Raw genomic sequence first — 25,622 nt, forward strand, 5'->3', positions numbered from 1 at the left:
AAGAGACGCGTGGCCGGATACAGCTTCTGATTGCAGCAGGGCAGGCCCGGCGGCGGGGCGGACGCCCCCCGCGCCGGAAAAATCCGGGAGCCCGCCCGCCGCGAGCGGCGCGCCGGCGGGATCAGCCCGCTGGCCCGCCAGGCGTTCCGTCAGCCCCGTTTGTTTTGCCGGTTATTGACCAGTTCATCCACCACGGCCGGATCCGACAGGGTGGAGGTGTCGCCGAGGGCGCCGAAATCGTCCTCGGCGATCTTGCGCAGGATGCGCCGCATGATCTTGCCCGAGCGGGTTTTCGGCAGGTTGGGCGCGAACTGGATCAGGTCGGGCGTGGCGATCGGTCCGATTTCCTGACGCACCCAGCCCACGAGTTCCTTGCGCAGCGTCTCGGTCGGCTCCACGCCGGACATCAGCGTGACGTAGGCGTAGATGCCCTGGCCCTTGATGTCGTGCGGATAGCCGACGACCGCTGCTTCAGAGACGCTGGCGTGCGCCACCAGCGCCGATTCCACTTCGGCGGTGCCCATGCGGTGACCGGAGACATTGATGACGTCGTCGACGCGGCCAGTGATCCAGTAATAGCCGTCGGCGTCGCGCCGGCAGCCGTCGCCGCTGAAATACTTGCCTGGGTAGGTGGCGAAATAGGTGTCCATGAAGCGCTGGTGGTCGCCATAAACCGTGCGCATCTGGCCAGGCCAGGAGTCGGCGATGACCAGATTGCCCTCGGCCGCGCCCTCGAGCACCTTGCCGTCGGCGTCGACCAGTTCAGGCCGGACGCCAAACAGCGGCAGGGTGGCGGAGCCGGGCTTCAGGGTGGTGGCGCCTGGCAGGGGGCTGATCAGCACGCCGCCGGTCTCGGTCTGCCACCAGGTGTCGACGATCGGGCAGCGGTTATCGCCAACGACCCGGTGATACCACTCCCAGGCTTCCGGGTTGATCGGCTCGCCCACCGATCCCAGCAGGCGCAGCGAGGCGCGGGAGGTTGCCTTCACCGGCGCGTCGCCGGCCTGCATCAGCGAGCGCAGGGCGGTGGGGGCGGTGTAGAAGGTGTTGACCTTGTGCTTGTCGATCACCTGCCAGAACCGCGACATGTCCGGATAATTGGGCACGCCCTCGAACATCAGCGTCGTGGCGCCGTTGGTCAGCGGTCCATAGAGAATGTAGCTGTGGCCGGTCACCCAGCCCACGTCGGCGGTGCACCAGTAGATGTCGCCGTCATGGTAATCGAAGACATATTTGTGGGTGATCGAGGTGTAGACCAGATAGCCGGCGGTGGTGTGCAGCACGCCCTTCGGCTTGCCGGTGGAGCCGGACGTATACAGAATGAACAGCGGGTGCTCCGCGTCCACATGGGCGCACGGGCATTCAGCGGTGACCATCTCGCGCGCCGCGTCGTACCAGACGTCGCGCAGCGGATCCATGGCGACATTGGCGCCGGTGCGCCGCACCACGATGACGTGGTCCACGTCGACGCCCGGCGGCAGGCGGTCGATGGCGGCGTCGACATTGGCCTTCAGGGCCACCTTGCGACCGCCGCGCAGCCCCTCGTCGGCGGTGATGACGACGCGCGAGCCGCAATCCTCGATGCGACCGGCGAGAGAATCCGGCGAGAAGCCGCCGAACACCACCGAGTGCACGGCGCCGAGGCGGGCGCAGGCCAGCATGGCGTAGGCCGCCTCAGGGATCATCGGCATGTAGATGGTGACGCGATCGCCCTTGCTGACATTGCGGTTGCGCAGCACGTTGGCGAAGCGGCAAACCTCGTCGTGCAGCTCCTGGTAGGTGATGTGCTTCGACTCGGAAGGGTCGTCGCCTTCCCAGATGATGGCGACCTGATCGCCGCGCGTCTCCAGGTGACGGTCGATGCAATTGTAAGCGGCGTTGGTGACGCCATCCTCATACCAGCGGATCGACACGGCGCCGGGGGCGAAGCTGGTGTTCTTGACGCGGGTGTAGGGTTTGAACCAGTCGATGCGCTGGCCGTGCTCATCCCAGAACAGCTCCGGATCGGCGACGGAGGCGTCGTACATCTCCTGGCTGGTCTGGGGATTGACCCACGCGCGCGCCTGCCATTCGGGTGACGGCGGATAAGTCTTGCCGTGGGACAGATCGGTCATTGCGTGCTCCCCGAAATTCTGGCGCCGCCAGGCGGGACCGCTGTCCCCAGGGCGCGCGTCGTTCATATGGACGTGTTGGCGGCGAGGTTAGCCGCGCCCGGCCTCACGGCGCAAGGCGACCAATGGATCAGGACGGTGGACGCCGCATCGTTGCGGCGTCATTCGGCTGGCAGGCCGCCCAGTTCGCGGACCACGCGCCATTCCGCCTCGCTCACCGGCTGGACCGACAGGCGGGAATTGTTGACCAGCACCATATCCTTCAGGCGCGGCTCATGCTTCGCCTCTTCCAGGGTGACGGGGCGCGGCAGCGGTTCGATCGCCTTGATGTCGACCATGCCGAATTTGCCGGTCGGGTCGGTGTGGTCCGGATAATAGGGCTTGATGACCTCGACGATCCCGACGATCGCCTTGCCCTGGTTGGAATGATAGAAAAAGCCGCGATCGCCGACCTTCATCGCCATCATGTTCTGTTTGGCGACGTGGTTGCGCACGCCGTTCCAGTGCTCGCCGGCGTCGCCGCGCGCCACCTGCTGTTCCCACGACCACGCATCGGGTTCGGATTTGAACAGCCAGTAAGCCATGAATTCTGCTCCTGCCCTGGATTTGGCGGTTGATCTGGAAGCGCCGCGATCCGCCAGTCAGGGCAAATCCGGTCATGCCGGGCCGGATCCCGCCCTGTCCTTCCGATGTGACGCGTTGTGCACGCTGTTCGCGCTTCTCTTCACGAAAAGCGCCATCCACTTTTACCGAAAACGCCCTAGCCTTCGCGCCGCAGCGGCCGCATCATCAGCGCGTCCACGGCATCGTCGATGCTGAGGCGTCCGTCAAGGATGTCGGCGACAGCGCTCGCCACCGGCATGTCGACGCCAGCGGCGCGGGCGCGCTGCAGCAGCACCGGGGCTGTGGCGGCGCCTTCGGTAAGCTTGCCGCCGCTGGCCGCCGCCAGGTCAACGCCGGCGCCCAGCGCCTGGCCGAAAGCGAAATTGCGCGACTGGGCCGAGCCGCAGGTCAGCACCAGATCGCCGAGGCCCGACAGCCCCATCAGCGTCGCCGTTTCGCCGCCGAAGGCGGTGGCGAAGCGCACCATCTCGGCGAAGCCGCGCGCCACCAGGGCGGCGCGGGCGCTTTCGCCGAGGCCGCGCCCCATGACGATGCCGCAGGCAATGGCCAGAACGTTCTTGGCCGCGCCGCCGATCTCGACGCCGCGCATGTCGCCGCTGTGATAGACGCGCAGGGTCGGGCCGGAGAGGCGTCGCGCCAGCCGCGCCGCCAGCCGTTCGTCATCGGCGGCCAGAACCACCGCCGTCGGCAGGCCGCGCGCCACGTCAGCGGCGAAGCTGGGGCCGGAGAGCACGCCTGGAACAGCTTCCGGAAGCGCCTGGCGCACCACGTCGGACATGAACAGGCCGGAGCCGCGCTCGATGCCCTTGGCGCAAATGATGACGGGCAGGCCGGGGCGCGACAGATGTGGCCGCAGCCCCGCCAGGGCGGCGCGGATCTGCTGGGCCGGAATGACCAGCAGCACCGCGTCGGCGTCGTCCATGACGCCAGGGTCGGATGACGGGGCGACGCCGTCCGCCAGGATGACGCCTGGCAAAAACCGCGCGTTTTCGTGGCGCGTCGCCATGGTCGCCATGTCGGCGGCGTTGCGGCCCCATAAAGGAACCGATGGCGCGCCAGGCGCGGCGCTGGCGTCAGGCTGCGCCCGGGCGGCGGCGTTGGCCAGGGCGGTTCCCCAGGCGCCGGCGCCGATGACGGCGATGCGGAGCGGACGTCCGGAAGCGTCTGCGGCGTGCGTCATCGCAGTCAGGCCTTGGCGCCGGCGCGCGTGTCCTTGCTGGCGTCCAGAGGCCAGCGCGGACGGGCGGCGACGGTGAGATCGTCCTGGATGCCCATGCGCAGCCGCTCCAGCCCCGCCCAGGCGATGATGGCGCCGTTGTCGGTGCACAGGGCCAGCGGCGGCGCCACCAGCCGCACGCCGGATTCGGCCGCCAGCCGCTCCAGCCCGCGCCGGATCGCCATATTGGCGGCGACGCCGCCAGCGACGACCAGCGCCGTGGGGTGGCCGGCGATGTCGCGGAAGCCGCGCAGGGCGACGCGGGTGCGGTCAGCCACCACGTCAACCACCGCCGCCTGGAAGGAGGCGCACAGGTCCGAGACGTCCGAAGCGCGCAACGGCAGGATTTTTTGGGCTTCCTGACGCACGGCGGTTTTCAGGCCGGACAGGGAGAAATCGGCGACCGGCCGGCCCTGCATGGGACGGGGTAGGTGGAAGCGCTCCGGGTTGCCTTTCGCCGCTTCGCGCTCGACCTGGGGGCCGCCGGGGTAGGGCAGGCCCAGCATCTTGGCCACCTTGTCAAAGGCTTCGCCGATGGCGTCGTCAATGGTGGTGCCGATGCGGACATAATCGCCGACGCCGCGCACGGCGATGAGCTGGGTGTGGCCGCCTGAGGCCAGCAACAGCAGATAGGGAAACTGCACCTGCTCGACCAGGCGCGGCGTCAGCGCGTGGCCTTCCAGATGGTTGACGGCGATCAGTGGCTTGCCGGTGACAAGGGAGAGCGCCTTGGCGGTGGTGAGGCCAATCATGACGCCGCCGATCAGGCCGGGCCCGGCCGCGGCGGCGAAACCATCGATATCGGACAGTTCGACGCCAGCGCGCTCCAGGGCGCGGGCGACCATGTGATCCACCGCCTCCACATGGGCGCGGGCGGCGATTTCCGGCACGACGCCGCCATAGGCGGCATGGGCGGCGATCTGGCTCAGCACTTCGCTGGAGCGGATGATCGGGCGCCCGGCGCCGTCGGTTTCAACCACGGCCGCCGCCGTTTCATCGCAGGTGGTCTCGATGCCGAGGACGCGCATGATGCTCCCGTAACTCCGCCGCTGACGGGCTTCCGGCCAGGATAAGGCCCTGCCGGTTGAAAAGGAATTCTGCCCTATCGTTTTGATTTGACGCGTTTTCCTGATGCGAAGCAGCGCCGGATCCGTCCGTGAATGCTTTAGAGCATGTTGCGGGCAAAGGAAATTGCCAAGCGCATGAAGCGGGCGCCGGCAAGGCGCGGCCGACCGGCGGCGCCGGACGCCCTGTGGACGACAGGCGGCCGGTTGCGGCAACCTGTCCGCAAATCGGTTCCCACTTTTGCAACCAATGTTTTATAGAGACCGCGCTGGGGCGCGCCTGGCAATGGTGTTTTTTGCCAGACGCGCGCCGTGCGACACCCGGATTCGCAGCGAATGCTGCAGCGGGCGTTCCGGCTGGCCGCCGGGACGCCCGCCTGTTTTGAGACAGGACCGCCACATGTCCATTTCCCGCCTTGTCGTCGGCACGCGCGGAAGTCCGCTGGCCCTCGCCCAGGCGAACATCGTGCGGGACCGTCTGATTGCTGTCATCGGTCTCGATCCCGATCAGGTCGTGCTGGAGGTGATCCGCACCACCGGCGACATGATCCAGGACCGCGCCCTGTCTGAGGCTGGCGGCAAGGGGCTGTTCACCAAGGAGCTGGATTCGGCCCTGCAGGCTGGAGCCATCGATCTGGCGGTGCATTCGGCCAAGGATCTGCCAACCTGGCTGCCCGACGACCTGACCATCGCCGGCTATCTGGCGCGCGAGGACGTGCGCGACGTGCTGATCGCGCCCGGCGCGCGTGGGCTGGCTGATCTGCGACCGGGCGCCGTGGTGGGCACAGCCTCGCTGCGCCGCGCAGCCCAGGTGCGCCGTCTGCGCCCTGACGTGACCACCGGCCTGTTGCGCGGCAATGTGCAGACCCGTCTCGCGCGTTTGCATGAGGGCCGCTTCGACGCCACGCTGCTGGCCTCGGCCGGACTGCGGCGTCTTGGGGTTTCGGACCCTTCGGCCACGGTTCTTGAACTGGACGAGATGCTGCCGGCCGTCGGCCAGGGGGCCATCGCCATCACCGCGCGCACCGGCGACGGGACGGTGCTTGCGGCGCTGGACAGCATCATCTGCCCCGACACCGGCCATGCGCTGGCGGCTGAACGCGCGTTCCTGACGGTGCTGGACGGGTCCTGCCGCACGCCGATCGCCGGCCTCGCCCAGGTGCAGGGCGGGCTGCTGCGATTGCGTGGCCTGCTGCTGGCCCTCGACGGCTCCGAATGGGTGGAGACGGTGCGGGAGGGCCCCGTCAGCGACGCCCGCGCGCTTGGCGACGACGCCGGCCGCGATATTCAGGCCCGCGCCAATCCGGCCCTGCTGCAGCACCAGGGCGACCGGAGCTGAGGCTGTCGCCAGCCGGCTGAATTTACTGGCCGCAGTCGCCTTTTCTCCGGATACGGTTCACAATGACGCCGAAAAGGCGCCTGGAGCCGGTTTGACGTGAATGCGGGACCCTCTGGCGAAGGTTGCGGCGATCGGGAGAGTCGGGAGAGGCCCATGCGGATACTCGTCACGCGTCCAGGATCACGCGCCGGCCAGACGGAGGAGCGCCTGCGCGGGATGGGGCATGATGTGGTCCGCGCCCCGGTGCTGACGATCGCTCCCAGCGGCCAGCCGATGCCGCATGGCGTGTTCGACGCCATCATTCTCACCAGCCCCGGCGCCCTGCTGGCGTTTCCAGAGCCGCCCGTGCACCTGCCGGTGCTGGCGGTGGGGGATCGCACGGCGGAAGACGCCAGGCGCGCCGGTTTCCTCCATGTGATGTCCGCCGCTGGCGACCGGCTCGATCTGGCCGACATGGCGCGCGAAACCCTGCCGCCGGAGCGCCGCCTGCTGATGGCCGTGGGGCGCGAACGCAAGGAAGATCTGGCCGACCTGCTGCGCCACGCCGGCCACGATCCGGTGATCTGGGTGTGCTATCACGCTGACGCCGTCGAGGCCCTGCCTCCGGAGGCGGCGCGCGCCCTGGCTGGCGGGCAGATCGACTGCGCGCTGCATTACTCGCCGCGCAGCGCCGGAGTTTTCATCGAGCTGGCTGAGCAGGCTGGCGTGCGCGACGCTGCGGAGGCCATCGCTCATATCGCCATCTCCGATGACGCCGCGGCGGTGCTGCGCTCAGCTGGTTTCGGGCGCATCGTGACCGCGCGCCATCCGGACGAAGATGGCATGATGGCCGCGCTGGAGGAACTGGAGGCCGTGCGGTAGCGCCGGCGGGCCAGCTTTCCAGGCAGATTTTTGGGACAACGCTTTCACGGAGAACGACGGACGATGACGGACAGCTCTTCGACTGGAAAAGGCTCCCCTGGCGCTGGCGGCGCCGCCGGCGGCTCAACAGGAGGGGAGGGCAGGTCCACGGCCGGCAAATCATTGCGCCAGCCAACGACGATCGACCTGAAGGCGACGGAGTCCTCGATCGTCGAGCCTGGCGGAACGGCCCCGCCTTCCCCCGCCGGCCGGCCATCGCCCGGGCCGGCGGGCGCATCCGCGACGGCGGCTTCAGGCGCGTCGTCCTTTGGCGCGTCGTCCTTTGGCGCGACATCCCAGGGCGCGTCATCGACGACAGGTCCGAAAACCCCTTCCCCGCCTGAGACCGGAGCCTCCGTCAAAGCGTCTTCCGGGGCGTCTGCCGATTCCGCGCCGTCTTCGGAGCCATCTTCCGCGCCGTCCCCGACCCGGGCTGGCGAGCGGTCGGCCGCGCCCGGGGCAACGGAGACGGCGTCAGCCAGTCCGCAGAAACCGGCTGCGGCCGGAGCCGCTGGCGGCGGCCAGGCAACGCCGCGCCCCCCGGCGGGGGCGCCTGAAGCGCCGCCGGCGCCGACCCGGTCCGGGCTTGGTTTTGCTGGCGGGGTGCTGGCGGCGGTGATTGGCGCCGCCGCGGGCGTCGCCGGCGCCTGGGCGGTCACGGTGATTCGTCCCGGCAGCATCGCGACGATCCAGCAGGACGGCTCCATCGAGCAGCGGATTTCGGCTGTCGAGCAGGAGCTGTCGGTTCGCATTGCGGCGATGGCGCCGAAAACCGACGTGGCGGCCCTGGCTGAAAGGCTGACCGCGCTCAACCAGCAGCTTGCCGCCCTGAGCGACAGGACCGGCGCAGAAATCCGCGCCCTGGCGGCGCGGCCGCCCAACCCAGGTTCTTCCGGCGCCCAGGTGGAGAATGACGCCACGGGCGCCGCGGCTCTGAAGTCACAGATCGCCGCGCTGGAAAGCCGCCTCGGCGGCGTTGAGCAGGCGGCGCGGGAGGCGAACGCGCTGGCAGGCGCCGTGAGCGGCCAGATCCGGACGCTGGACGAGGCCGTGCGGAAGGTTGATCCGGCGGCCGCGCAGACGGCGGCGCAGCAGGCGGCGCGGCTGGCCGAGCAGGCGGGGGCGCGCATCGGCAGCATTGATGCGCGATTGAATGATCTGACGCGGCAGGTCGCGGGCGAAGTCAATGACCAGCGCATCGCCGCGCTGGCCCAGGCCGTGGCGGCGGCGGATGCGCTGACGGCCATTCGCAATGGCCGGCCATTGCCGCGCGCCACCGCCAGTCTGGCTGGCGCCAGCCTTGCCGCCGCTGGCGGCGGGAGCAGCGCCGCGCCGCTGATGAGCGTGGAGACGGGCGGCGTCGCAACCCTGGCCAGGCTACAACACGATTTTGCCGCCGTGCGTGACCGGCTCGCGGCCTTGCAGCACCAGAATGAGGGCGTGCTGGACCGCCTCACGGCCAGCGCCTCGCGACTGGTGCGGGTGCGACCGATCGATCAGGAGGGACGCCCGGTCGCCGACGCGGAGGGCTCCGTGGACCGGGTCTCCGACATGCTCGCCGCCGGAAACCTGACTGGCGCCGAAACCGCCTGGCGGGCCCTGCCGCAGGCCCTGCGCGACGCGGCGCCGGATTTCGGCGCGGCGTTGAGCGCGCGGGTCAACGCCGAGCGCGCGGCGCGCGGCGCCCTTGACGCGGCGCTGGCGACGCTGGCCCAACAGGATGCGGCCAAACCTGCTGACCCAGCCAGGCCCGCCCAGCCGGGCCCCGGCAGATCAGATCAGGGGGGCCGCCGATGATCCGGATCCTCTGGTACATCGTCATTATCGCCATTCTGGCCACTGGCGCCGCCTGGCTGGCGGACCGGCCCGGCGACGTCGCCGTGGTCTGGCAGGGCTATCGCATCGAAACGTCAGTGGCGGTGGCGGTGCTGCTGGTGCTGGCGGTTGTTGTCGTCGCCCTGCTGGCCTGGTCCGTTCTGCGCATGATTTTACGCACCCCGGATCTGCTGGGTTCAGCGACGACCGGCCGGCGGCGGGCGCGTGGCTTCACGGCCCTGTCGCGCGGCATGATCGCTGTCGGCTCTGGCGACGCAGCCATGGCGCGCCGTTACGCTCTTGAGGCGGGAAAGCTGCTGGGTCGCGAGCCGATGACGCTGCTGCTGCGCGCCCAGGCGGCGCAACTTGCCGGTGACCGGAAAACGGCGGAAGCTGCATTCAACGCCATGCTGGAGCAGCCGGAAACCCGGGTTCTGGGCCTGCGCGGCCTGTATGTGGAGGCGCGGCGCAAGGGCGACCTTGCCAATGCCTTCATCTTCGCGGGCAAGGCGGCGCAACTCGATCCGGCGGTGGGCTGGGCCAATGAGGCGATGCTGGAGCATCTCGGCGCGCAGCGGCGCTGGCGCGAGGCGCTGACCATGCTGGAGCGCCGTCTCGCCACCGGGCGCATGGACCGGGATCTCGCGCGTCGCCAGCGCGCGGTGCTGCTGACCGCCGACGCCATGGACAGCGCCGACGCCGACCCTGACGGCGCGCTGGACGCCGCGCGCCAAGCGGCGAAACTGGCGCCGGATCTGGTTCCGGCTGTGGCGCTGCACGGGCGGCTGCTGTCGCGCCAGGGCGCGCTGCGCAAGGCGGCGCGGGTGCTTGAGGCCGGCTGGAAGCAGTCGCCACATCCCGAGATCGCCGCCGCTTACATTGACATGCGGCCGGGCGATTCGGCGCTCGATCGGCTCGACCGGGCCCGCAATCTGCAACGACTGACGCCGGGCCATGCGGAGGCGCGCATTATCGTGGCGCGCACCGCCATTGACGCCCGTGAATACGATCGGGCGCGGGCGATGCTGGAGCCGCTGCTGAAGGACCGCCCGCCAGCGCGCGTCTGCCTGATGATGGCCGAAATCGCCGAACACGGCCCGGCCGGCTCGGGCGCCGTGCGCGAATGGCTGGCGCGGGCCTCGCGGGCGCCGCGCGATCCAGGCTGGATCGCCGACGGCGTGGTGTCCGATCATTGGGAGCCAATTTCGCCGGTGAGCGGCAGGCTTGACGCCTTCGTCTGGGCGACGCCGACTGAACTGCTTGGCGCCCACCCGGCCGCCTGGGCGTCGGAAGACGTGATCGCCGACGGGGACGAGGCCACGGCGGTTGGCTATCTGCAGGGCGCGGAGGCAGAGGCCGATGTGACCACCCGGTCCGCTGGCAAGGTGATCGAGGCGACGGTGGCGCCGCAGGGGGAGGCAGCCATCGGCAAGTCCGCGCCAACCGCTGCGCCGCCGCCCGCCGCGGCGGTGGTGAAGCCGCCGGAACGTCGGGATGGAGCGGAAAAGTCGTCGGCTGCATCTCCGTCTCCGCCGGCGACGGTGGGCGCTGAACCCCGGCCAAAGGGCGACGCCGCCGTTACGGCTGGGCTGGCCAGCAAGGCGGAGGCCAGGGCCGATGAAGAGGCCGCCGCCAGGCCGCGCGTGGTTGCGTCGCGCCCGCAGCCTTCCGAAGTGGTCTTCCCCATGGCGTATGCGCCGGATGATCCGGGGCCGGTTCGGGACGACGACGAGGCGGTTCAGCCGATCTCCCGGCGCATCAATCTCTGAGGCCTGGCTCAGGGGGATGAAAGCGGTCCGCCTGAACTGCTTTGCCGGCGTTGAGATTGCGCCCGTCCTGACCAGGGCGGGCGCGGCTCCGGCCAACCGCGAGATATCTGACGCACGAGAAAATGCTGACGCATTCGCGACCGCCAAAGCCCGGACGCCCGTTCAGGGTTGCCAAAATCCGCAGAGCCAGGCTCACCGGACCCTGACGTCAGGCCGCCGCCTTGACCCGGATATCGGTGCGCGGGGCGTCGGCCGGCGCGAAGCTGTCGGCGCGGGCGATGCGCCAGGCGTCGGCATAGAATGGATGGGCGCCGCCGCCGCCCAGCAGTTCACCCTCCTCCAGGAACGGGAACAGGTGCGAAAACAGGCGTATTTCCGTTGAATTGACCCGGCGCGCAATATGGTGCGGCGCGATTTCCGAGGGGTGGCGCAGGCCGGCCGCCGCCAGCAGCTCCGCCAGCGCATGCAGGGTGCTGCGATGGAAATTGGCCACGCGCTGGGCCTTGTCGGTCACCACCACGGCGCGCTGGCGCAAGGGATCCTGGGTGGCGACGCCCGTGGGGCAGTGGTTGGTGTGGCAGGTGCGCGACTGGATGCAGCCGACGGCGAACATGAAGCCGCGGGCGCTGTTGACCCAGTCCGCGCCCAGCGCCATGGCGCAGGCGATGTCGAACGCCGAGATGATCTTGCCGGCGGCGCCGACGCGGATCTGGTCGCGCAGGCCAGCGCCGACGAGTGTGTTGTGCACGAACAGCAGCGCTTCGCGCAGCGGCACGCCCATATTGTCGGTGAACTCCACTGGCGCCGAACCGGTGCCGCCCTCGGAACCGTCGACCACGACGAAATCCGGCGTGATTCCCGTTTCCAGCATCGCCTTGACGATGGCCATGAATTCCCACGGCTGGCCGATGGCCAGCTTGAAGCCCACCGGCTTGCCGCCGGACAGTTCCCGCAGTTCCTTGACGAAGGCCATCATCTCCAGCGGCGTGTGAAAACGGCTGTGAGACGGCGGCGAGACGCAGTCGTGGCCCATGGGTATGCCACGGGTTTCGGCGATCTCGGGCGTGATCTTGGTGGCTGGCAGAATGCCGCCGTGACCAGGCTTGGCGCCCTGGCTGACCTTGATCTCGATCATGCGGATGCGCGGATCGGCGGCGCGGGCGGTGAATTTTTCAGGCGAGAAGGAGCCGTCCGGGTTGCGGCAGCCGAAATAGCCGCTGGCGATCTGCCAGACGAGATCGCCGCCGTGGCGCAGGTGATAGGGGCTGACGCTGCCCTCGCCGGTGTCCTGGCAGAATTCGCCGAGCTTGGCGCCGCGGTTCAGCGACATGATGGCGTTGGCGCTGAGGGCGCCGAAACTCATGGCCGAAATATTCAGCACCGACCCCGAATAGGGCTGGCTGCACTGGGCGTTCCCGATGGTGATGCGGAACGTTTTCGGGTCCGCCAGCGGGGCCGTGCGGATGGAGTGGCCCATGAATTCGTAACGGTCCGCATAGGTGTCGAGGGTGGTGCCAAACGGACGCTGGTCGGCCTCCGCCTTGGCCCGCTGGTAGACCAGCGAGCGTTGCGCCCGCGAGAACGGCAGGCTTTCCGCATCGGTCTCGAAGAAATACTGGCGCATTTCCGGGCGCACGGCCTCGAAGATAAAGCGCATGTGGCCAATGACCGGATAGTTGCGGGTGATGGCGTGGCGGGTTTGCAGCAGGTCATGGACCCCGACGAGCGTCAGCGCTGCGAACAGCCAGGCCCAAAACCGGCCGAACGGCAGATGGCTGGCGAACAGCCCGCACAGAATCACCAGCGCAATACAGGCGATGAAGATGGTGTAGCGACCCGGAGGGCGCAGTCTGGGCAAGCCATGCATGGAGCGGTCTTCCTGCTGTTCGACAAAAATCCGCATGACCTGAATCCGGATTTTGTCCTGTTTTCTTGAACTTACGCGCTTTCTTCATGTGAAGCGCGGCGAACCTGGCGAAAAATGTTCGAGGCGCGCAGCCTGGGCCAGCTTTTGCCAGGAATATAGCGACATTGTTGGCCCGGGTCATGGAAGCGTCTGACGCGCGCGCCAGAACCTCGACGTGGAAGCATTTCAACGGCAGGCTCCGTCCTGCCCTGCGGATGCGACAGCGGCGCGACCGGACGCCAGAGCATTCACCGGCGATGGACTGGCTCGCGTGAAGAAGCCGCGTCCATTCAAGCAGACAGGGCGAACGTCCGGCCTGGTGCGACCGGATGTTCCTCCACCCGCCCGGCGCGCGCCGGGAGCCATCGCAGCCTGTCCGCCGCGACGCCTGTCCCGCGCCGGTTGTCCGTTCCTTCGCCGGACGATCCTCTGCCGGATGGAGCGATTGTTGTCCGTGCGTGATCACACAGCCTGTGATTTGCGGCGGATGGGCCTTGCAAATACCCGCCGTTTGGGGCAAGGAAGCGCCCGGAAGCCGCTTTAGCTCAGTTGGTAGAGCACATCATTCGTAATGATGGGGTCGCGTGTTCGAGTCACGCAAGCGGCACCACTTTCCCTTCAGAAAAACCGGTGGTTTCAGGCGCGTTGCTTCGCGCATACAGCCTGCGCGCGTCGCGGGCGGCGACGACCCGTCGGCCGGCCCCAAATCGGCATGCGCCGGTCAGGTCCTGGGATTTTCCTGCGACGCCATGTCGACGCCATGCCAGAGCGCCGGCGGTCCCGGGCGGCAGACGGCCTGACATTGGGCAGCGGACGATTCCTTCAGATCGCAGCCTTTGCGGGCTGCTCCCGCGACCTGTTGGCCAGCGGCGTTTCCAAAACCTCCATTCACAAGGCGGCGTATCGGAGCGGCGGCGGCGTTCAGGCGTCGGGGCCCTGGCCATGCCGTTGCCCGGGACAGCGAATTTGCTGGCTTCACAAGGCAATATGTCCAGTCAGACTGGCCGCCTCCCTTGAAAGCACCAATTAAGTGCTTTAAGCTGACGGCATGATCGAAAGGCCTGCGACGACCATGGCGCTGGAGCTGGCGCCTTCTTCTGAAGACCGCAATGCGCTCACGGCGACGCTCGCGGCCTACCGGCAGGCGATGGCCATCCTCGACGGAACCCGCGGCGCCAATCTCGTTGCTCTCCACGAGGAGGCTTACGAAGACATCCGCGCCCGCACGGGCCTGCCAGCCCGCATGGCGACGCTGGCGCTGCGCGATCACAGCCGGCGCCAGCCAGGCGCGCCGATCAACGACATTCCGCTCGACGCCAAACTGTTCGCCGTGAAGGGCCCAGACCGGATCAGCATCGCCACTGTCAGCGGCCGGGCGATCGTTCCCTATGTGGTCGACGGCTATCGCGGCGGCTGGAGCGATTTCGCCGAAGCGCGCCTCGTTTTCGGCGACGCCGCCATTCACGTGCGCGTCGGCGTTCACGCCGGTCCGCGCGACGCCAGGGAGACCAGGGAGACTAACATGACCAATGAAGGCATTCTCGCGCGTCTGGGACGGGTCATTGCAGGCGTGGTCAATACGGCCGTCGACGCGGCGGAAGCCGCCAACCCGGTCGCGGTCGCCCAGCAGGCGGTGCGGGAGATCGGCAAGATTTCCGATGAGGCGCGGGCCGCGCTGGGCGCCGCCATTGCCGCCGGTCACCGGCTGAAGGCCAAGGCCGCCGATCTGGAGGCGGAAATCGCTGATCTCGACGGCAAGATCCGCACCGGGCTGGCCAATGGTCGCGAGGATCTCGCCCGCGCCGCCGTCGGCGTGCAGCTTGACCTGGAGGCGCAACGCGAGGCGCTCGGCAAGGCGATCAGCGACAACGCCGCCGAGATCGCCGAGGCGGAAACCACCCTGCGCAGCATCGCCTCGGCCCGGGCCGACGCCATGAAGCGGCTGGATGATGCGAAGCGCGCCGAGCGGGCGGCGCCGGTGGCGGCGACCCCCTCGCAGCGTAACGACCAGCGGCTGGCCGACGCGCTCGCCGCCGTGGAGCGCGTCACCGGCGCGCCGGCGAAACCGGCGGGCGGCGAGGCCGAGATCGAGGAACTTGGCCGCATGCAGAGACAGGACGCTATCGAGGCGCGCCTCAAGAGCATTCGCGGGGACTGACGCCGATGGGCGAACTTGTCCAGTCAGGAGGCATGATTGCGCCAGGGACCTGGCCGTTCTGGCTGGCGCTGCTGGTCGTCGCCGGCCTTGGCGCGGTTGAGGTGATTTCCGTGCTGCTCGGCGCCTCGGCCTCGGGGCTGCTCGACGATGGCCTCGGTCACCACGGTCCGGATTCCGACGCCGGGCTGCTCGGCGGCTGGATGTCCTGGCTCAACCGGGGCGGCGTGCCGGTCCTGGTGCTGGCGGTGATCCTGCTGTCGATGTTCGCCATCGCCGGCTTCGCCCTGCAGGCGCTGGCCGCCGCTGTCGCCGGGCCGCTGCCGGCGCTGGTCGCGGCGCCGGCCGCCTTCGTGGCGGCTCTGCCAGCCACCCGCTGGATCAGCCGCGGCGTCGCCCGCATCATCCCGCGCGACGAAACCCATGTGGTCGCCCAGGCCGAGTTCATCGGTCTTGCCGGCGTGGTCACCATCGGCCCCCTCGACCAGGGACATCCCGGCAGCGTGCGGGTGAAAGACCGTTACGACAACTTCCACAGCCTGCTGGCGCGGGCGGCGCCCGGCCACGCCATTCCCACCGGCGCCATGGCGCTGATCGTTGACAGCGCTGACGGCGCGTTCGTGGCGGTTCCGGCGCCGGACGCCCTGTCGGCGCAACAAGGACACGAGGACTGAACAGGATGGAGCTATCTTCTCTGGCCCTGATCGCGGGGATGATCGTCATCGCGATCGTGGTGATCGGCGTCATCATGACGTCGCTGTACACGCGCGCCACCCGTGACAAGGCCTATGTCCGCACCGGGCTCGGCGGCAAGAAAGTGGTGCTGGACGGCGGTTCGGTCATTCTGCCGATCTTCCATTCCTATTCCTGGGTGTCGCTGAGCACCCTGCGGCTCGAAGTGAAGCGGGCTGAAAACGAATCGCTCATCACCAAGGACCGGATGCGCGCCGACATCACCGCCGAGTTCTATGTGCGCGTGAAGCCGGACGCCGAGAACATCGCCCTGGCGGCGCAGACCCTTGGCGATCGCACCAATGACGCCGACGCCCTGAAGACCCTGGTGGAAGCCAAATTCGTCGACGGCCTGCGCTCGGTGGCCGCCACCATGTCGCTGCGCGATTTGCAGGAGCAGCGGGCCGAGTTCGTCAAATCGGTGCAGGCGGCGGTCGCCCACGATCTGCAATCCAACGGCCTGGAGCTGGAATCGGTGTCGCTGACCCGGCTCGACCAGACCGACATCCGGCACTTCAACCCCAACAACAGCTTCGACGCCGAGGGTCTGACCGCCCTGACGCTGATCACCGAAGAACGCAAGCGCGAGCGCAACCAGATCGTTCGCGACAACGAGGTTGAGATCGCCACCAAGGACCGCGAAGCCACGCTGCGGCGGCTGACGATCGAACGCGAGCAGCGGGACGCCGAACTGACCCAGGAACGCGACATCGCCAACAAGACCGCCGAAACCCGCGCCGAAGCGGCCAAAGCGGAGCAACTGGCGCGCCTGAGCGAGGAGACGGCCAAACTCGACACCGAGCGCGGCATCGCCGAACGCGAGGCGGAGGCGCGCCAGGCGCGCGAATCAGCGCGGATCGAAGCAGAGCGGGGCATTGCCGAGCGGGAAGCCGAAGCGCGCAAGATCACCGAAACCGCCCGCATTGACGCCGCCATCACCGTGGCGCGCAAGATCGAGGAAGAGCAGGCGGCGCGCGCCCGGGCCGATGAGGCCAAGGCCGCCGCCACCACCGCCGAGGAACAGGTCGCCACGGCCCGTGACATTGAGATCGCCGAACGCGCCCGGCGCATCGCCGTGATCGACGCCCGCCAGGCCGCGGAGCAGGAAGCCACCGCCATCACCGTCAAGGCGGAAGCCGAACGCCAGGCCGCCGAAAATCTGGCGGCCGCCGTCAAGATCCAGGCCGAGGCCGAAGCGGAGGCCGCCAAGATTCGCGCCGCCGGCGTGATCGAACTGGGCGAGGCCGAGGCGCGGGCCGAACGGGCGAAAAACGAGGCGCGCAACGCGCTGTCGTCCAGCATCATCGAGTTCGAACTGGCCCGGGCGCGCGTCGACATCGTGCCGAAGGCGCTGGAGCAGGCGATGAAGCCGGTGGAGAAGATTTCGGATATCCGCATCTTCAGCGCTGGCGGACTGTCCGGGGCGCTGTCTGGCGCTGCAGGCGGTGGCCAGGCCGGCAATCCGGTCGGCGACCTCTCCAGCCAGCTGCTGAATTTCACCGCGCAAAAGCCGATTCTCGATGAGATCCTGTCCCAGGCGGGGTTCAGGGGAGCTGATCCGACCCAGGCGCTGCTGGCGGCGTCGGTGGGCGGACTGGCCGCAAAAGCGGCGGGCGCCAGCCAGGTTACGGCGCGCTACGAGACGCCGGTCACCGCCCAGGCCGCGCCTTCCGGGCCGAACGCGCCGTCCCCCGGTGAAGCGGGCGCCGCTTCGCGTTAAGAGAAGCGCGCGCCGCCCGGAAAAGGCGTCGCATCACGGCGAGGAAGCAACTTCGCCCTGATTTTGCCCCGGCGGCCCCGCTGTTGAAGAACGTCAGGCAGGTCGCCCCAATGGGCGACCTGTTTCCATTTGGGCGGGTGAAACTCAGCGAGCGTCAGCATCCGGACGCAGGCTGGAGAGGATGGCGAGCCCGTCCTGGTGGCGGACCGCGCCGCGCTCGCAGGTTTTGCAGATGCCGCCGACATAACGCCCGTTGACCACCGTTTCGGCGAACAGGCCGGATTTGAAATTGTGCCGCGCGTCGGTTTCCACCCGCTGCCAGTTCCGCTCGCCGATGCGGGTCAGTTCGAGCGGCTGGCGCAGCTCCGCGTCGCGGCCGGTGGCTTTCAGCACCGCCCGCAAGCGGAAATAACGTTTCATCGGCGATGCGTAGAGGGCGCGGGTCCTGGCGTCGTCGTCCGCGCCTTCAATGTCAGTGTCGCGCATCAGGATCGTGCAGGTTTCTTCGGTCTTCTGGCAGCGTTCGCTCTCGCAGACGAACTGCACCCGGCGCAGGCCGGTCCTGCTCACCTGGCCGCGGGCCGGGCCGTCGAGGCGCCAGCCTTCCGGCAGGTCGACGACGACGCCATTTGGCAGCTGCACGCTGGCGGCAGGCGGCGTCCGCGCGGCGTTGGGGGGCGCCGCGCCCGTTTCCTGCGCCTGGGCGGTTGTCCAGATAACCAGCGCAAGCACTGTCGCCGCCACTCCCGCCGCGAAATTTTCCGGTCTTTCCGTCATGCGCCCGCCTCCGCCGCGTTATCGCGTGCTCCGGACATGCCGGTTCGCCGCGCCACCTCCCGCCCGAATGCCGCGAGCTGGCCGGGCGGAAATGCGCGCGCCGGGATGAGGACCGGATCGCCGCCGCGATAGATCAGGAACACGTCATCGCCCCGGCGCTCCAGGCCGTCGAAGCCCTTCCAGTCCACCTGATTGTAGAGCCCGTCCTGCCGCCAGACCAGGACGTCCGGATACACGCTGAAACTGACGGCGTTCTGTCCGGCCGGATTCGTTTGCCGCGCATGCAGCCGCGCGCCGAGTGTTTCGGCCTGTCGCCGCCGCAGCCACGGGTGGATCAGCAGCAGCAATCCGGTGACCGCCCAGAGCGCCAGGATCCATTGCCAGAAATCGGTCGCGAACATCTCGGCCAGCAATGGCGCCGCATATCTGGCCGGCACGCGCTCGGGGTCCAGCAGCCACAGCAACACCATCAACGCTGGCGGAAGCAACGCGGTGAGAATGAACGCCAGCGCAAAGCCATTGCGCCGGCGCCGGCGAATGGCTGGCCGCTCCATTTGCCAGGCGAGACCGGCGGCCCGATCGGCGGCCGTCGGCTGATAGCCCATGCTCATCAGCGGGTCGCCCGCGGGCGGGTTTTGCAGGGCGTGCGCCGGCGGATCCAGCACCGCGCCCGGGCCGGCTGCGTGGCAGAACGCCGACCATTGCCGCAGATGCGCCCTGTCCTCCCGCGTCAGGTCGCGTTCGGGCAGGGCGATGACGTCCTCAAGGTCGCGCAGGCCGATCATGACGTGGCTTCCAGTCCAGACGACGCCCGTCACGCGCCGGCAGGCGATGACGCTGACGTGGATATTGGCGCTGGACGTCAGTCCGCCCGGCCAGAATTGCACGACAAGCGGAAACGGCTGGTCGCGCTGCTCGTCGCGATACCAGCGCCGGAGCCTGCGCCGGACGATCGCCGGTTGCAGCAGGTAGCCGATCAGCGTCGGGATGGAGATCAGGGCGATTGGCAGGCCGCCGAGGCCCAGCAGATCGCCGCCGAGCCTGCTCAGAAAGGCGATGAAGCCCTGGCCGGCGGTCGCCTGCCAGGCCGTATGGCCCGCCATGGCCAGCAGCAGCGCCAGCACAACCAGCAGAAACGCCAGCAGTCGCTGGCGCGCGGCGCGAAACAGGTCCTGGTAGATGAACATCGCCGCCGCGACCCGGTCCTCAAGTCCGATGACCGTCTCGATGATGAAGGTTTCAGGTTCGCCGGATTCACCCTGCGTGGGCGCCGACTTCATGAACGCCGGCTCTGTGGACGCTGTCTCTGTGGGCGCTGATTCCGGGGAGCGGGACGGCAATGGAATGGCCGGCAGGCGCATGTTGGCTTCCTTTGGGCAGGTCCGCTGCAAAGCTGGATCACCTCCCCGAGCTGTTCGCAGCGTCGCGGATGATCCGGCGGCAAGGATGGCGGGCGAAAGGATGGCGGGCGTGCTGGTGGTTGGAGCTGCGCCGCCGCATCGCCGCGCGAGCCGCCGCGGTCCGCGGCAGGCGTTCAGAAGCGTCGCGGATAAATCCGGCCAGCTGTTTTCCGGGGTTTCCGCAAGGGCGTTGGGTAAAGATCATGAAAAACAGGCTAAATTTCGCTGGCCTGGCGTCAGGTTGTCATGGCCGAGAGAAAAATATCATCCAGTCCGCCCCGGTTTGAGTCTTCCAGCATGGGATGCGGCGCGCCATTCATGCTTCTGCGTTGGGTAGTCCCCAATGTGACTGCGTCGAGGCTAGAGAAATTGCCGGAGGGAGGCAATTCATCCTCAACAGGACGTTAGAAGCGCCGCCATGATGTGAATGGATGGCGATCTGCTGGAGCGCCGCCGGAGGAACCAAACATCGCCTGCGCGGTTCCTGAACGGGAGCAGCAGCCGACATGGTCAAGTTTTTCACCAACCTGTCCCAGAAAACCGCAAGCCTTGCGGGCTCGCCTTACGCCTTTGGCGTGGCTGCGGCGTTCATTGTGGTCTGGGGCGCTTCGGGGCCGTTGTTTGGCTTTTCCGATACGTGGCAACTGGTGGTGAACACCGCCACGACGATCATCACGTTCCTGATGGTGTTTTTGATCCAGAACTCCCAGAACCGCGATTCGGCGGCGGTGGAGGCCAAACTGGACGAGATCATCCGCGCCACGGAAGGCGCCCGCATGCAACTGATCGGCATTGAGCACCTGACCGAGGAAGAGGTCGAGCAGATCCGCCGCACCATTGAGGATGAGTGTTCGGAAGGCGACGAGGCCGATATTCCGGCGCTTCTGAAGCAGGCGCTCCAGCGCAAGCGGAGGCATGAGGCGCAACGCAAGGCGAAAAGATCTGGAGCCAGCCCGTCTGCCTGATATGTCATAACGCGCCGGCTCACGACATGCGCGCGCGCACATAAGCCCCGGGACAGGTGAGCGCAACATGGCCTCAACAACAACAGCAAAGGGGCTCAAACAGACATCATGGGAATGGGAACAGAGGTGCTGATTGAAACGGTTTTGATTGCGTTGATTTTCACCGGGCTGGCTGCGCTGCTGATCCGCCAGCGCCGTGGATGACAGGGGGGACAGTCCGGGGCGGCGATGGCCAGCGGACGCCCGCCGCCTTCAGGCGTCTGCGGGACGACGCCAGACATGCGTGAGACCGCTCAGTCCTCCGCCGTCGGCTGGGTGGTGAAGCCGGTCAGCGGGCCGAGGTCGACGGCGTCGCGTTCGATCTCGATGTCGCTGCTGACATAGGCTGCGGTGAGTTCGGCGACGGACCGCAACGCGTCGAGGTGGATGCGCTCGTAGCCGTGGCTGGCGTCGACGCCAAAGGTGATCAGCGCGGTGCGCACGTCATGGCCGGCGACGATCGCCGAGGCGCTGTCCGAGCGGTAGAAGCGGAAGATGTCGCGCTGGAAGGCGATGGCGTTGTCCTGACACAGCCGGATCAGCTTGCGGGTCAGGTGATAATCGAACGGTCCGCCCATATCCGCCATGGCGATGGTGACGCCGGTTTCCCGACTGTTCTGGCCTGGCGCGGTGACCCCGTTGTCGACAGTGACCATGGAGGCGATGTCGCCGGTGAGCACGGCGGCGGCGCCGACGCCGACCTCCTCGGTGATCGAGAAGATGAACCAGGTGTCGACCGGCGGACGCTGGCCGGCGTCCTTGCCGGCGTCCGCCAGCGCCTTGATCGCCGCCAGCATCGCCGCCACGCCGGCCTTGTCATCGAGGTGGCGCGAGACGATGAAGCCGTTGTCCAGGAACTCCGGCTGCGGATCGATCGTCACCACGTCGCCGATGGCGACGCCGATGCGGTCCAGATCGGCGCGGGTGGTCGCGTGTTCGTCGATGCGCAGTTCAACGTGGTCCCAGCCGGTGGGCTGCGTATCGACCGCGTCGCCATAGGTATGGCCGGAGGCTTTCAGCGGCAGGATGGTGCCGCGGCAGGAGCCGTTCTCCATGAATATGGTGCAGCGCGCCCCCTCGGCGAACCGGGCCGACCACGTGCCGATCGAAACCAGCTCAAGCCGGCCATTGTCCTTCAGCGCCCGCACCTGGGCGCCCAGCGTGTCGAGATGCCCGATGACGGCGCGGGCCGGGCGACGGCTTTCGCCGTACAGGCAGGCGCGGATGGCCCCGCGCCTGGTGATCTCATAATTGACGCCCAGCGCCGACAGTTCCTCGCAACAGGCGCGGACCACATTGTCGGTGAAGCCCGACGGACTGGGAATATCCAGCAAACGACGCAGGACGTTGCAGAGGTAGACGGTGTCGATCACGGGCCGGGAATCCTCTGACGACGTCGGGGATGGTTCCGTTGGCATGCGGGTCATGAAAAAACCTGGTCTCCCTGATGGAGCAATGTCTGGCGCAGCGGTTTATGGCCGGGATGCAGCCGGGAGCGAGTGCGGGAACAGCAGGTCGACGAAGCGCTGGGCTGTCGGTTGCGGCTCGTGGTTGGCGAGGCCGGGGCGTTCATTGGCCTCGATGAAGACGTAGTCCGCTCCGGCCGGGTTCGGGACGATGAAATCAACGCCGGTGACCGGAATATTGATGGCGCGCGCCGCCTTCACGGCCGCCTCCGCCAGCGCCGGATTCACCGAGCCGGTGACGTCGTGGATCGCCCCGCCGGTGTGCAGGTTGGCGGTCTTGCGCACCTGCAGTTCGACGCCGGGCGGCAGCACGTTGCGCATGGCGTAGCCGGCGGCGGCGACGCAGCGGCGGGTTTCATTGTCCAGCGGAATTTGTGATTCGCCGCCGGTCGCGGCGGCGCGGCGGCGGCTTTGCCGCTCGATCAGGTCGACGATGGTGTGCTGGCCATCGCCGATGATGCTGGCCGGGCTGCGGATCGCCGCCGCCACCACCTGATAGTCGATGACCACCAGGCGCAGGTCCTCGCCTTCCACATACTGCTCGACCAGCACCCGGTCGCTGAAGGCGCGGGCGGCGGCGATGGCCCCGGCTATGTCGTCGCTGGCGTCGAGGCCGACGGCCACGCCCTTGCCCTGCTCGCCGCGCGCCGGCTTGATCACCACCTTGCCGTGCCTCGCCACAAAGGCGTCGACCCGCTCGATGTCGTCGGCCTCGATCTGGTCCGGCACGCGCACGCCCGCCGCCTTGACGAAGCGGCGCGTCACCTGCTTGTCGTCGCAGATCGACATGGCCACGGCGGAGGTCAGTTCGCTGAGGCTCTCGCGACAGTGGATCGTGCGGCCGCCGTGGGTGATGCGGAAGAAGCCGCCCTCGGCGTCGGTGACCTCGACCAGCAGGCCGCGCCGGCGCGCTTCCTGGACGATGATGGCGGCGTAGGGGTTGAGCTGCTCTTCTTCGGCGGGCTGACCAATGAACAGAGGCTCATTGATCGGGTTCTTGTGCTTCATTGAGAAGAACGGCACGCGCACGAAACCCAGCTTTTCGTAAAGCGCGATGGCCTGGGCGTTGTCGTGCAGGACCGACAGGTCCATCCATGGCGCGCCGCGCGCATGGAACAGGCTGGCGAGATGGCGCGTCAGCGCCTCGCCGACGCCGGGGCGCGGGGCCTGAGGATCAACCGCAAGGCACCACAGCGACGAGCCGGCCTCGGACACGCCCTCGATGCGCGCGTGATCGACGCCGGTCACGGTGCCCAGCACCCGTCGGGTGTCCTGATCGATGGCGACGAGGTGGATCAGCGCGCGGGCGTTGCGCGCCTTGGACAGAAAGAATTCCGGCCGCACCGGCGCCATCTTGCGACGCAGGTAGATGTTGTTGACCGCGTCCGCCTCGGACATCGACGACAGCCGGCGGATGGTGAAGCCACGCCCGCGCCGGTGTTCGGCACGGTAGGTCGCCAGATCAAGCCGGTAGGTGTGCGAGGGGTCGAGAAACAGCTCCTGCGGCGCGGTGGCGATGGCCACGTGCGGGTCGCGGATATAGACGGCGATGTCGCGCTGGCCAGGCTTTTCGGCGCGCATCGCCGCGGCCAGGTCCTCCGGCGTGCGGAAGGTGTGGCTGAACAGCAGCCGCCCCCAGCCGCATTCCAGCGCGACGTTCTCGCCCGACGGCTCCTGGTCGTGCTCCATCGGTGGCTTCAGGCCATGCTCGCGCAGCCGCTGCATGCGGTGGGCCAGCATGCGCGAGCGGGTCTTGCGTTCACGGGCGCTGTTCTTCGCGCCGGTTTTCGGGTCGTTCATCGCCGCGGCCTCCCTCAGACGCCCTGGGTCTGCAGCCACATTTCCAGCAGCGCCGCCTGCCACAGCTCCGAGCCGCGCAGGGGCGTGATGTGCGCGCGCGGGTCGGCGAACAGCGTCTCCAGCCACTCCTCCCTGAACAGGCCGCGCTGGCGCGCCGCCGTGGAGCCGAGCGCATCGCGCGCCAGCTCCAGATAGGGCCCGTCGAGATATTTGAGTGCCGGCACGGGGAAATAGCCCTTGGGCCGGTCGATGACCTCCGGCGGAATGACCGTGCGCGCCACGTCCTTGAGAATGCCCTTGCCGCCATCCGCCAGCTTGAGGCTGGCGGGCATGCGCGCCGCCAGCTCCACCAGATCGTGATCGAGGAACGGCACGCGGGCTTCGAGGCCGGCGGCCATGGTCATGTTGTCGACGCGCTTCACCGGGTCGTCGACCAGCATGACCGTGGTGTCGAGGCGCAACGCCTTGTCCACCGGATCGTCGGCGCCGGGCCCGGCGAACTGTTCGCGCACGAAAGCCAGCGCCACGTCGTCGCCGGCGTAAGCCGGGCCGATCTGCCGGCCCAGCGTGGCGTTGTCGCGGTCAAGGAAGGCCCTCGCATAAGCGGCCACCGGATCGGGCGCGTTGGCCATCGGCGGATACCAGTGATAGCCGGCAAATACTTCGTCGGCGCCCTGGCCGCTCTGCACGACGCGGACATGCTTCGCGACTTCGCGCGACAGCATGTAGAAGGCGACATTGTCGTAGGAGACCATGGGCTCCGACATGGAGCTGATGGCGCCTGGCAGGGCGCCGAGCAGGTCCGCCGAAGGTACGAAGATTTTGGTGTGCTGCGTGTGGAAGTGGCTGGCGATGAGGTCGGAATAGACGAACTCGTCGCCGGATTCCTGATTGGCCGCCTCGAAGCCGATGGAGAAGGTGCGCAGGTCTTTCTGGCCCAGTTCGTCGAGCAGACCGACAATCAGGCTGGAATCGACGCCGCCGGAGAGCAGCACGCCGACCGGCACGTCCGCCACCATGCGCCGGCGCACGGCCTGCGTCAGCGACGCCTTCAGCATCTCGCGCCATTCCGCCGCCGGGCGGGCGGCGTCCTCGCGCGAGCGCTCATAGGAGACGCGCCAGTAGACGTGATCCGTCTCCGCTCCGTCGGCGTCGATGACGCGGATGGTGGCCGCAGGCAGCTTCCTGACGCCGTTCAGAATGGTGCGCGGCGGCGGCACGACAGCATGGAAGCTCATGTAGAAGCGGAAGGCGACCGCGTCGATCGACGTATCGACGCCGCCGCCGGCGAGCAGCGCCGGCAGGGTCGAGGCGAAGCGCAGGCCGCCGGCTGTGCGGGCAAGATAGAGCGGTTTGACGCCCAGCCGGTCGCGCGCAAGGATCAGCCGGCCGCTGTCGCGCTCGACGATGGCGACGGCGAACATGCCGGTGAGATGGCTGGCGAAATCCAGACCCCATTGGGCGTAGGCGCGCAGCACCACCTCGGTGTCGCCCTCCGAGAAGAAACGGTGCCCCAGCGTCTCAAGCTCGGCGCGCAGGGCGCGGTAATTGTAGATGCAGCCGTTGAACACGCCGGTGAGGCCGAGATCAGGGGCGGTCATTGGCTGCTCGGAACGGGCCGACAGATCGATGATCTGCAGGCGGCGGTGGCCGAGCGCCCAGCGCCCCCGCGCCACCACGCCCTCGGCGTCCGGGCCGCGCGGCGCCAGAACCTGGTTTATGGCTGCGATGGCGGATGGTGAGGCTTGCGTGCCGTTGAATGTAACTTCGCCGCAAATTCCACACATACCGCAATGCTCCTGTCAGTCATCGTGTCGCCGCGTC

The 25,622-nt window shown here is 68.2% G+C and carries 19 protein-coding genes and 1 tRNA gene; 9 read left to right on the forward strand and 11 right to left on the reverse strand.

Annotated elements, in window-relative coordinates; all coding sequences use genetic code 11:
- Positions 1 to 149: 149 nt before the first annotated feature.
- From acs to tsaD, 4 genes are all read right to left on the reverse strand, one after another.
- Complete coding sequence (gene acs, locus IE243_RS06950) at positions 150 to 2,114, reverse strand: acetate--CoA ligase (RefSeq protein WP_191318592.1); 1,965 nt, start codon at positions 2,112 to 2,114, stop codon at positions 150 to 152.
- Between the two features lie 158 nt (positions 2,115 to 2,272).
- A complete protein-coding gene (locus IE243_RS06955) occupies positions 2,273 to 2,695 on the reverse strand; it encodes an EVE domain-containing protein (RefSeq protein WP_191318593.1) in 423 nt (140 codons plus the stop codon).
- A 176-nt stretch (positions 2,696 to 2,871) separates the two neighbouring features.
- Positions 2,872 to 3,915, reverse strand: coding sequence for an NAD(P)H-dependent glycerol-3-phosphate dehydrogenase (locus IE243_RS06960; protein ID WP_191318594.1), 1,044 nt, complete (start codon positions 3,913 to 3,915; stop codon positions 2,872 to 2,874).
- Positions 3,916 to 3,920: 5 nt separating this feature from the next.
- On the reverse strand, positions 3,921 to 4,979 hold the full coding sequence (gene tsaD, locus IE243_RS06965; RefSeq protein WP_191318595.1) for a tRNA (adenosine(37)-N6)-threonylcarbamoyltransferase complex transferase subunit TsaD: 1,059 nt from the start codon (positions 4,977 to 4,979) through the stop codon (positions 3,921 to 3,923).
- 436 nt (positions 4,980 to 5,415) lie between these two features.
- Between tsaD and hemC the strand changes: the two genes are divergently transcribed.
- Together hemC and IE243_RS06975 are read left to right on the forward strand one after the other, a co-directional pair.
- Positions 5,416 to 6,354, forward strand: coding sequence for a hydroxymethylbilane synthase (gene hemC, locus IE243_RS06970; RefSeq protein WP_191318596.1), 939 nt, complete (start codon positions 5,416 to 5,418; stop codon positions 6,352 to 6,354).
- A 153-nt stretch (positions 6,355 to 6,507) separates the two neighbouring features.
- A complete protein-coding gene (locus IE243_RS06975; protein ID WP_191318597.1) occupies positions 6,508 to 7,215 on the forward strand; it encodes a uroporphyrinogen-III synthase in 708 nt (235 codons plus the stop codon).
- Between the two features lie 44 nt (positions 7,216 to 7,259).
- On the opposite strand, the gene IE243_RS06980 is transcribed toward IE243_RS06975, so the two are convergent.
- The gene (locus tag IE243_RS06980) at positions 7,260 to 7,934 is read right to left on the reverse strand and encodes an ICP22 family protein (protein WP_191318598.1); all 675 of its coding nucleotides are present in this window, start codon (positions 7,932 to 7,934) and stop codon (positions 7,260 to 7,262) included.
- On the opposite strand from IE243_RS06980, the gene IE243_RS06985 reads away from it, so the two are divergent.
- Positions 7,915 to 9,051: a hypothetical protein gene (locus tag IE243_RS06985; RefSeq protein ID WP_191318599.1), complete on the forward strand. Its 1,137-nt coding sequence runs from the start codon at positions 7,915 to 7,917 to the stop codon at positions 9,049 to 9,051. The two genes, IE243_RS06980 and IE243_RS06985, sit on opposite strands and share 20 nt — an antisense overlap.
- Positions 9,048 to 10,838, forward strand: coding sequence for a heme biosynthesis protein HemY (locus IE243_RS06990; RefSeq protein ID WP_191318600.1), 1,791 nt, complete (start codon positions 9,048 to 9,050; stop codon positions 10,836 to 10,838). The genes IE243_RS06985 and IE243_RS06990 overlap by 4 nt, the downstream gene beginning before the upstream one ends.
- A 208-nt stretch (positions 10,839 to 11,046) precedes the next feature.
- On the opposite strand, the gene IE243_RS06995 is transcribed toward IE243_RS06990, so the two are convergent.
- Positions 11,047 to 12,705 carry an FMN-binding glutamate synthase family protein gene (locus tag IE243_RS06995; protein ID WP_191318673.1) on the reverse strand — a complete coding sequence of 553 codons (1,659 nt, stop codon included), beginning with the start codon at positions 12,703 to 12,705 and terminating at the stop codon, positions 11,047 to 11,049.
- 573 nt (positions 12,706 to 13,278) lie between these two features.
- Here IE243_RS06995 and IE243_RS07000 point away from each other — a divergent pair.
- The 4 genes from IE243_RS07000 to IE243_RS07015 all read left to right on the forward strand — a co-directional run bounded on the left by IE243_RS07000 (position 13,279) and on the right by IE243_RS07015 (position 17,351).
- Positions 13,279 to 13,354 (forward strand) — tRNA-Thr (locus IE243_RS07000).
- 438 nt (positions 13,355 to 13,792) lie between these two features.
- A complete protein-coding gene (locus tag IE243_RS07005; RefSeq protein WP_191318601.1) occupies positions 13,793 to 14,902 on the forward strand; it encodes a PspA/IM30 family protein in 1,110 nt (369 codons plus the stop codon).
- Positions 14,903 to 14,907: 5 nt separating this feature from the next.
- Complete coding sequence (locus IE243_RS07010; RefSeq protein ID WP_191318602.1) at positions 14,908 to 15,573, forward strand: OB-fold-containig protein; 666 nt, start codon at positions 14,908 to 14,910, stop codon at positions 15,571 to 15,573.
- A gap of 5 nt (positions 15,574 to 15,578) precedes the next feature.
- Positions 15,579 to 17,351: a flotillin family protein gene (locus IE243_RS07015; protein WP_191318603.1), complete on the forward strand. Its 1,773-nt coding sequence runs from the start codon at positions 15,579 to 15,581 to the stop codon at positions 17,349 to 17,351.
- A gap of 144 nt (positions 17,352 to 17,495) precedes the next feature.
- Here IE243_RS07015 and IE243_RS07020 read toward each other — a convergent pair whose 3' ends face one another.
- Positions 17,496 to 18,128, reverse strand: coding sequence for a hypothetical protein (locus IE243_RS07020; RefSeq protein ID WP_191318604.1), 633 nt, complete (start codon positions 18,126 to 18,128; stop codon positions 17,496 to 17,498).
- The gene (locus tag IE243_RS07025) at positions 18,125 to 19,408 is read right to left on the reverse strand and encodes a YcxB family protein (RefSeq protein ID WP_191318605.1); all 1,284 of its coding nucleotides are present in this window, start codon (positions 19,406 to 19,408) and stop codon (positions 18,125 to 18,127) included. The genes IE243_RS07020 and IE243_RS07025 overlap by 4 nt, the downstream gene beginning before the upstream one ends.
- Positions 19,409 to 20,034: 626 nt before the next feature.
- Between IE243_RS07025 and IE243_RS07030 the strand changes: the two genes are divergently transcribed.
- A complete protein-coding gene (locus tag IE243_RS07030) occupies positions 20,035 to 20,493 on the forward strand; it encodes a low affinity iron permease family protein (RefSeq protein ID WP_191318606.1) in 459 nt (152 codons plus the stop codon).
- 293 nt (positions 20,494 to 20,786) lie between these two features.
- Here IE243_RS07030 and IE243_RS07035 read toward each other — a convergent pair whose 3' ends face one another.
- From IE243_RS07035 to IE243_RS07045, 3 genes are read right to left on the reverse strand one after another with little or no spacing between them, the layout of a single operon-like run.
- A complete protein-coding gene (locus tag IE243_RS07035; protein WP_191318674.1) occupies positions 20,787 to 21,950 on the reverse strand; it encodes an osmoprotectant NAGGN system M42 family peptidase in 1,164 nt (387 codons plus the stop codon).
- Between the two features lie 54 nt (positions 21,951 to 22,004).
- Positions 22,005 to 23,798, reverse strand: coding sequence for an N-acetylglutaminylglutamine synthetase (gene ngg / locus IE243_RS07040; RefSeq protein ID WP_210319806.1), 1,794 nt, complete (start codon positions 23,796 to 23,798; stop codon positions 22,005 to 22,007).
- Between the two features lie 14 nt (positions 23,799 to 23,812).
- Positions 23,813 to 25,585 (reverse strand): N-acetylglutaminylglutamine amidotransferase, encoded by a 1,773-nt coding sequence (locus tag IE243_RS07045; protein ID WP_191318607.1) that lies wholly within the window; start codon positions 25,583 to 25,585, stop codon positions 23,813 to 23,815.
- Positions 25,586 to 25,622 lie beyond the last annotated feature (37 nt).

It is taken from the genome of Camelimonas fluminis (assembly GCF_014656355.1).
Taxonomy (GTDB): domain Bacteria; phylum Pseudomonadota; class Alphaproteobacteria; order Rhizobiales; family Beijerinckiaceae; genus Camelimonas; species Camelimonas fluminis.

What these genes read in the sequence shown, in the direction of transcription:
- IE243_RS06990 (WP_191318600.1), top strand. Translation starts at nt 9,048, where the DNA reads ATGATCCGGATCCTCTGGTACATCGTCATTATCGCCATTCTGGCCACT.
- IE243_RS06960 (WP_191318594.1), bottom strand. Translation starts at nt 3,915, where the DNA reads ATGACGCACGCCGCAGACGCTTCCGGACGTCCGCTCCGCATCGCCGTC.
- IE243_RS06980 (WP_191318598.1), bottom strand. Translation starts at nt 7,934, where the DNA reads ATGCTGCCGGGACGAATCACCGTGACCGCCCAGGCGCCGGCGACGCCC.
- IE243_RS06975 (WP_191318597.1), top strand. Translation starts at nt 6,508, where the DNA reads ATGCGGATACTCGTCACGCGTCCAGGATCACGCGCCGGCCAGACGGAG.
- IE243_RS06955 (WP_191318593.1), bottom strand. Translation starts at nt 2,695, where the DNA reads ATGGCTTACTGGCTGTTCAAATCCGAACCCGATGCGTGGTCGTGGGAA.
- ngg (WP_210319806.1), bottom strand. Translation starts at nt 23,798, where the DNA reads ATGAACGACCCGAAAACCGGCGCGAAGAACAGCGCCCGTGAACGCAAG.
- IE243_RS07010 (WP_191318602.1), top strand. Translation starts at nt 14,908, where the DNA reads ATGGGCGAACTTGTCCAGTCAGGAGGCATGATTGCGCCAGGGACCTGG.
- IE243_RS07035 (WP_191318674.1), bottom strand. Translation starts at nt 21,950, where the DNA reads ATGCCAACGGAACCATCCCCGACGTCGTCAGAGGATTCCCGGCCCGTG.
- IE243_RS07005 (WP_191318601.1), top strand. Translation starts at nt 13,793, where the DNA reads ATGATCGAAAGGCCTGCGACGACCATGGCGCTGGAGCTGGCGCCTTCT.
- tsaD (WP_191318595.1), bottom strand. Translation starts at nt 4,979, where the DNA reads ATGCGCGTCCTCGGCATCGAGACCACCTGCGATGAAACGGCGGCGGCC.
- IE243_RS06995 (WP_191318673.1), bottom strand. Translation starts at nt 12,705, where the DNA reads ATGCATGGCTTGCCCAGACTGCGCCCTCCGGGTCGCTACACCATCTTC.
- IE243_RS07020 (WP_191318604.1), bottom strand. Translation starts at nt 18,128, where the DNA reads ATGACGGAAAGACCGGAAAATTTCGCGGCGGGAGTGGCGGCGACAGTG.
- IE243_RS07015 (WP_191318603.1), top strand. Translation starts at nt 15,579, where the DNA reads ATGGAGCTATCTTCTCTGGCCCTGATCGCGGGGATGATCGTCATCGCG.
- IE243_RS07030 (WP_191318606.1), top strand. Translation starts at nt 20,035, where the DNA reads ATGGTCAAGTTTTTCACCAACCTGTCCCAGAAAACCGCAAGCCTTGCG.
- acs (WP_191318592.1), bottom strand. Translation starts at nt 2,114, where the DNA reads ATGACCGATCTGTCCCACGGCAAGACTTATCCGCCGTCACCCGAATGG.
- IE243_RS07025 (WP_191318605.1), bottom strand. Translation starts at nt 19,408, where the DNA reads ATGAAGTCGGCGCCCACGCAGGGTGAATCCGGCGAACCTGAAACCTTC.
- IE243_RS07045 (WP_191318607.1), bottom strand. Translation starts at nt 25,585, where the DNA reads ATGTGTGGAATTTGCGGCGAAGTTACATTCAACGGCACGCAAGCCTCA.
- hemC (WP_191318596.1), top strand. Translation starts at nt 5,416, where the DNA reads ATGTCCATTTCCCGCCTTGTCGTCGGCACGCGCGGAAGTCCGCTGGCC.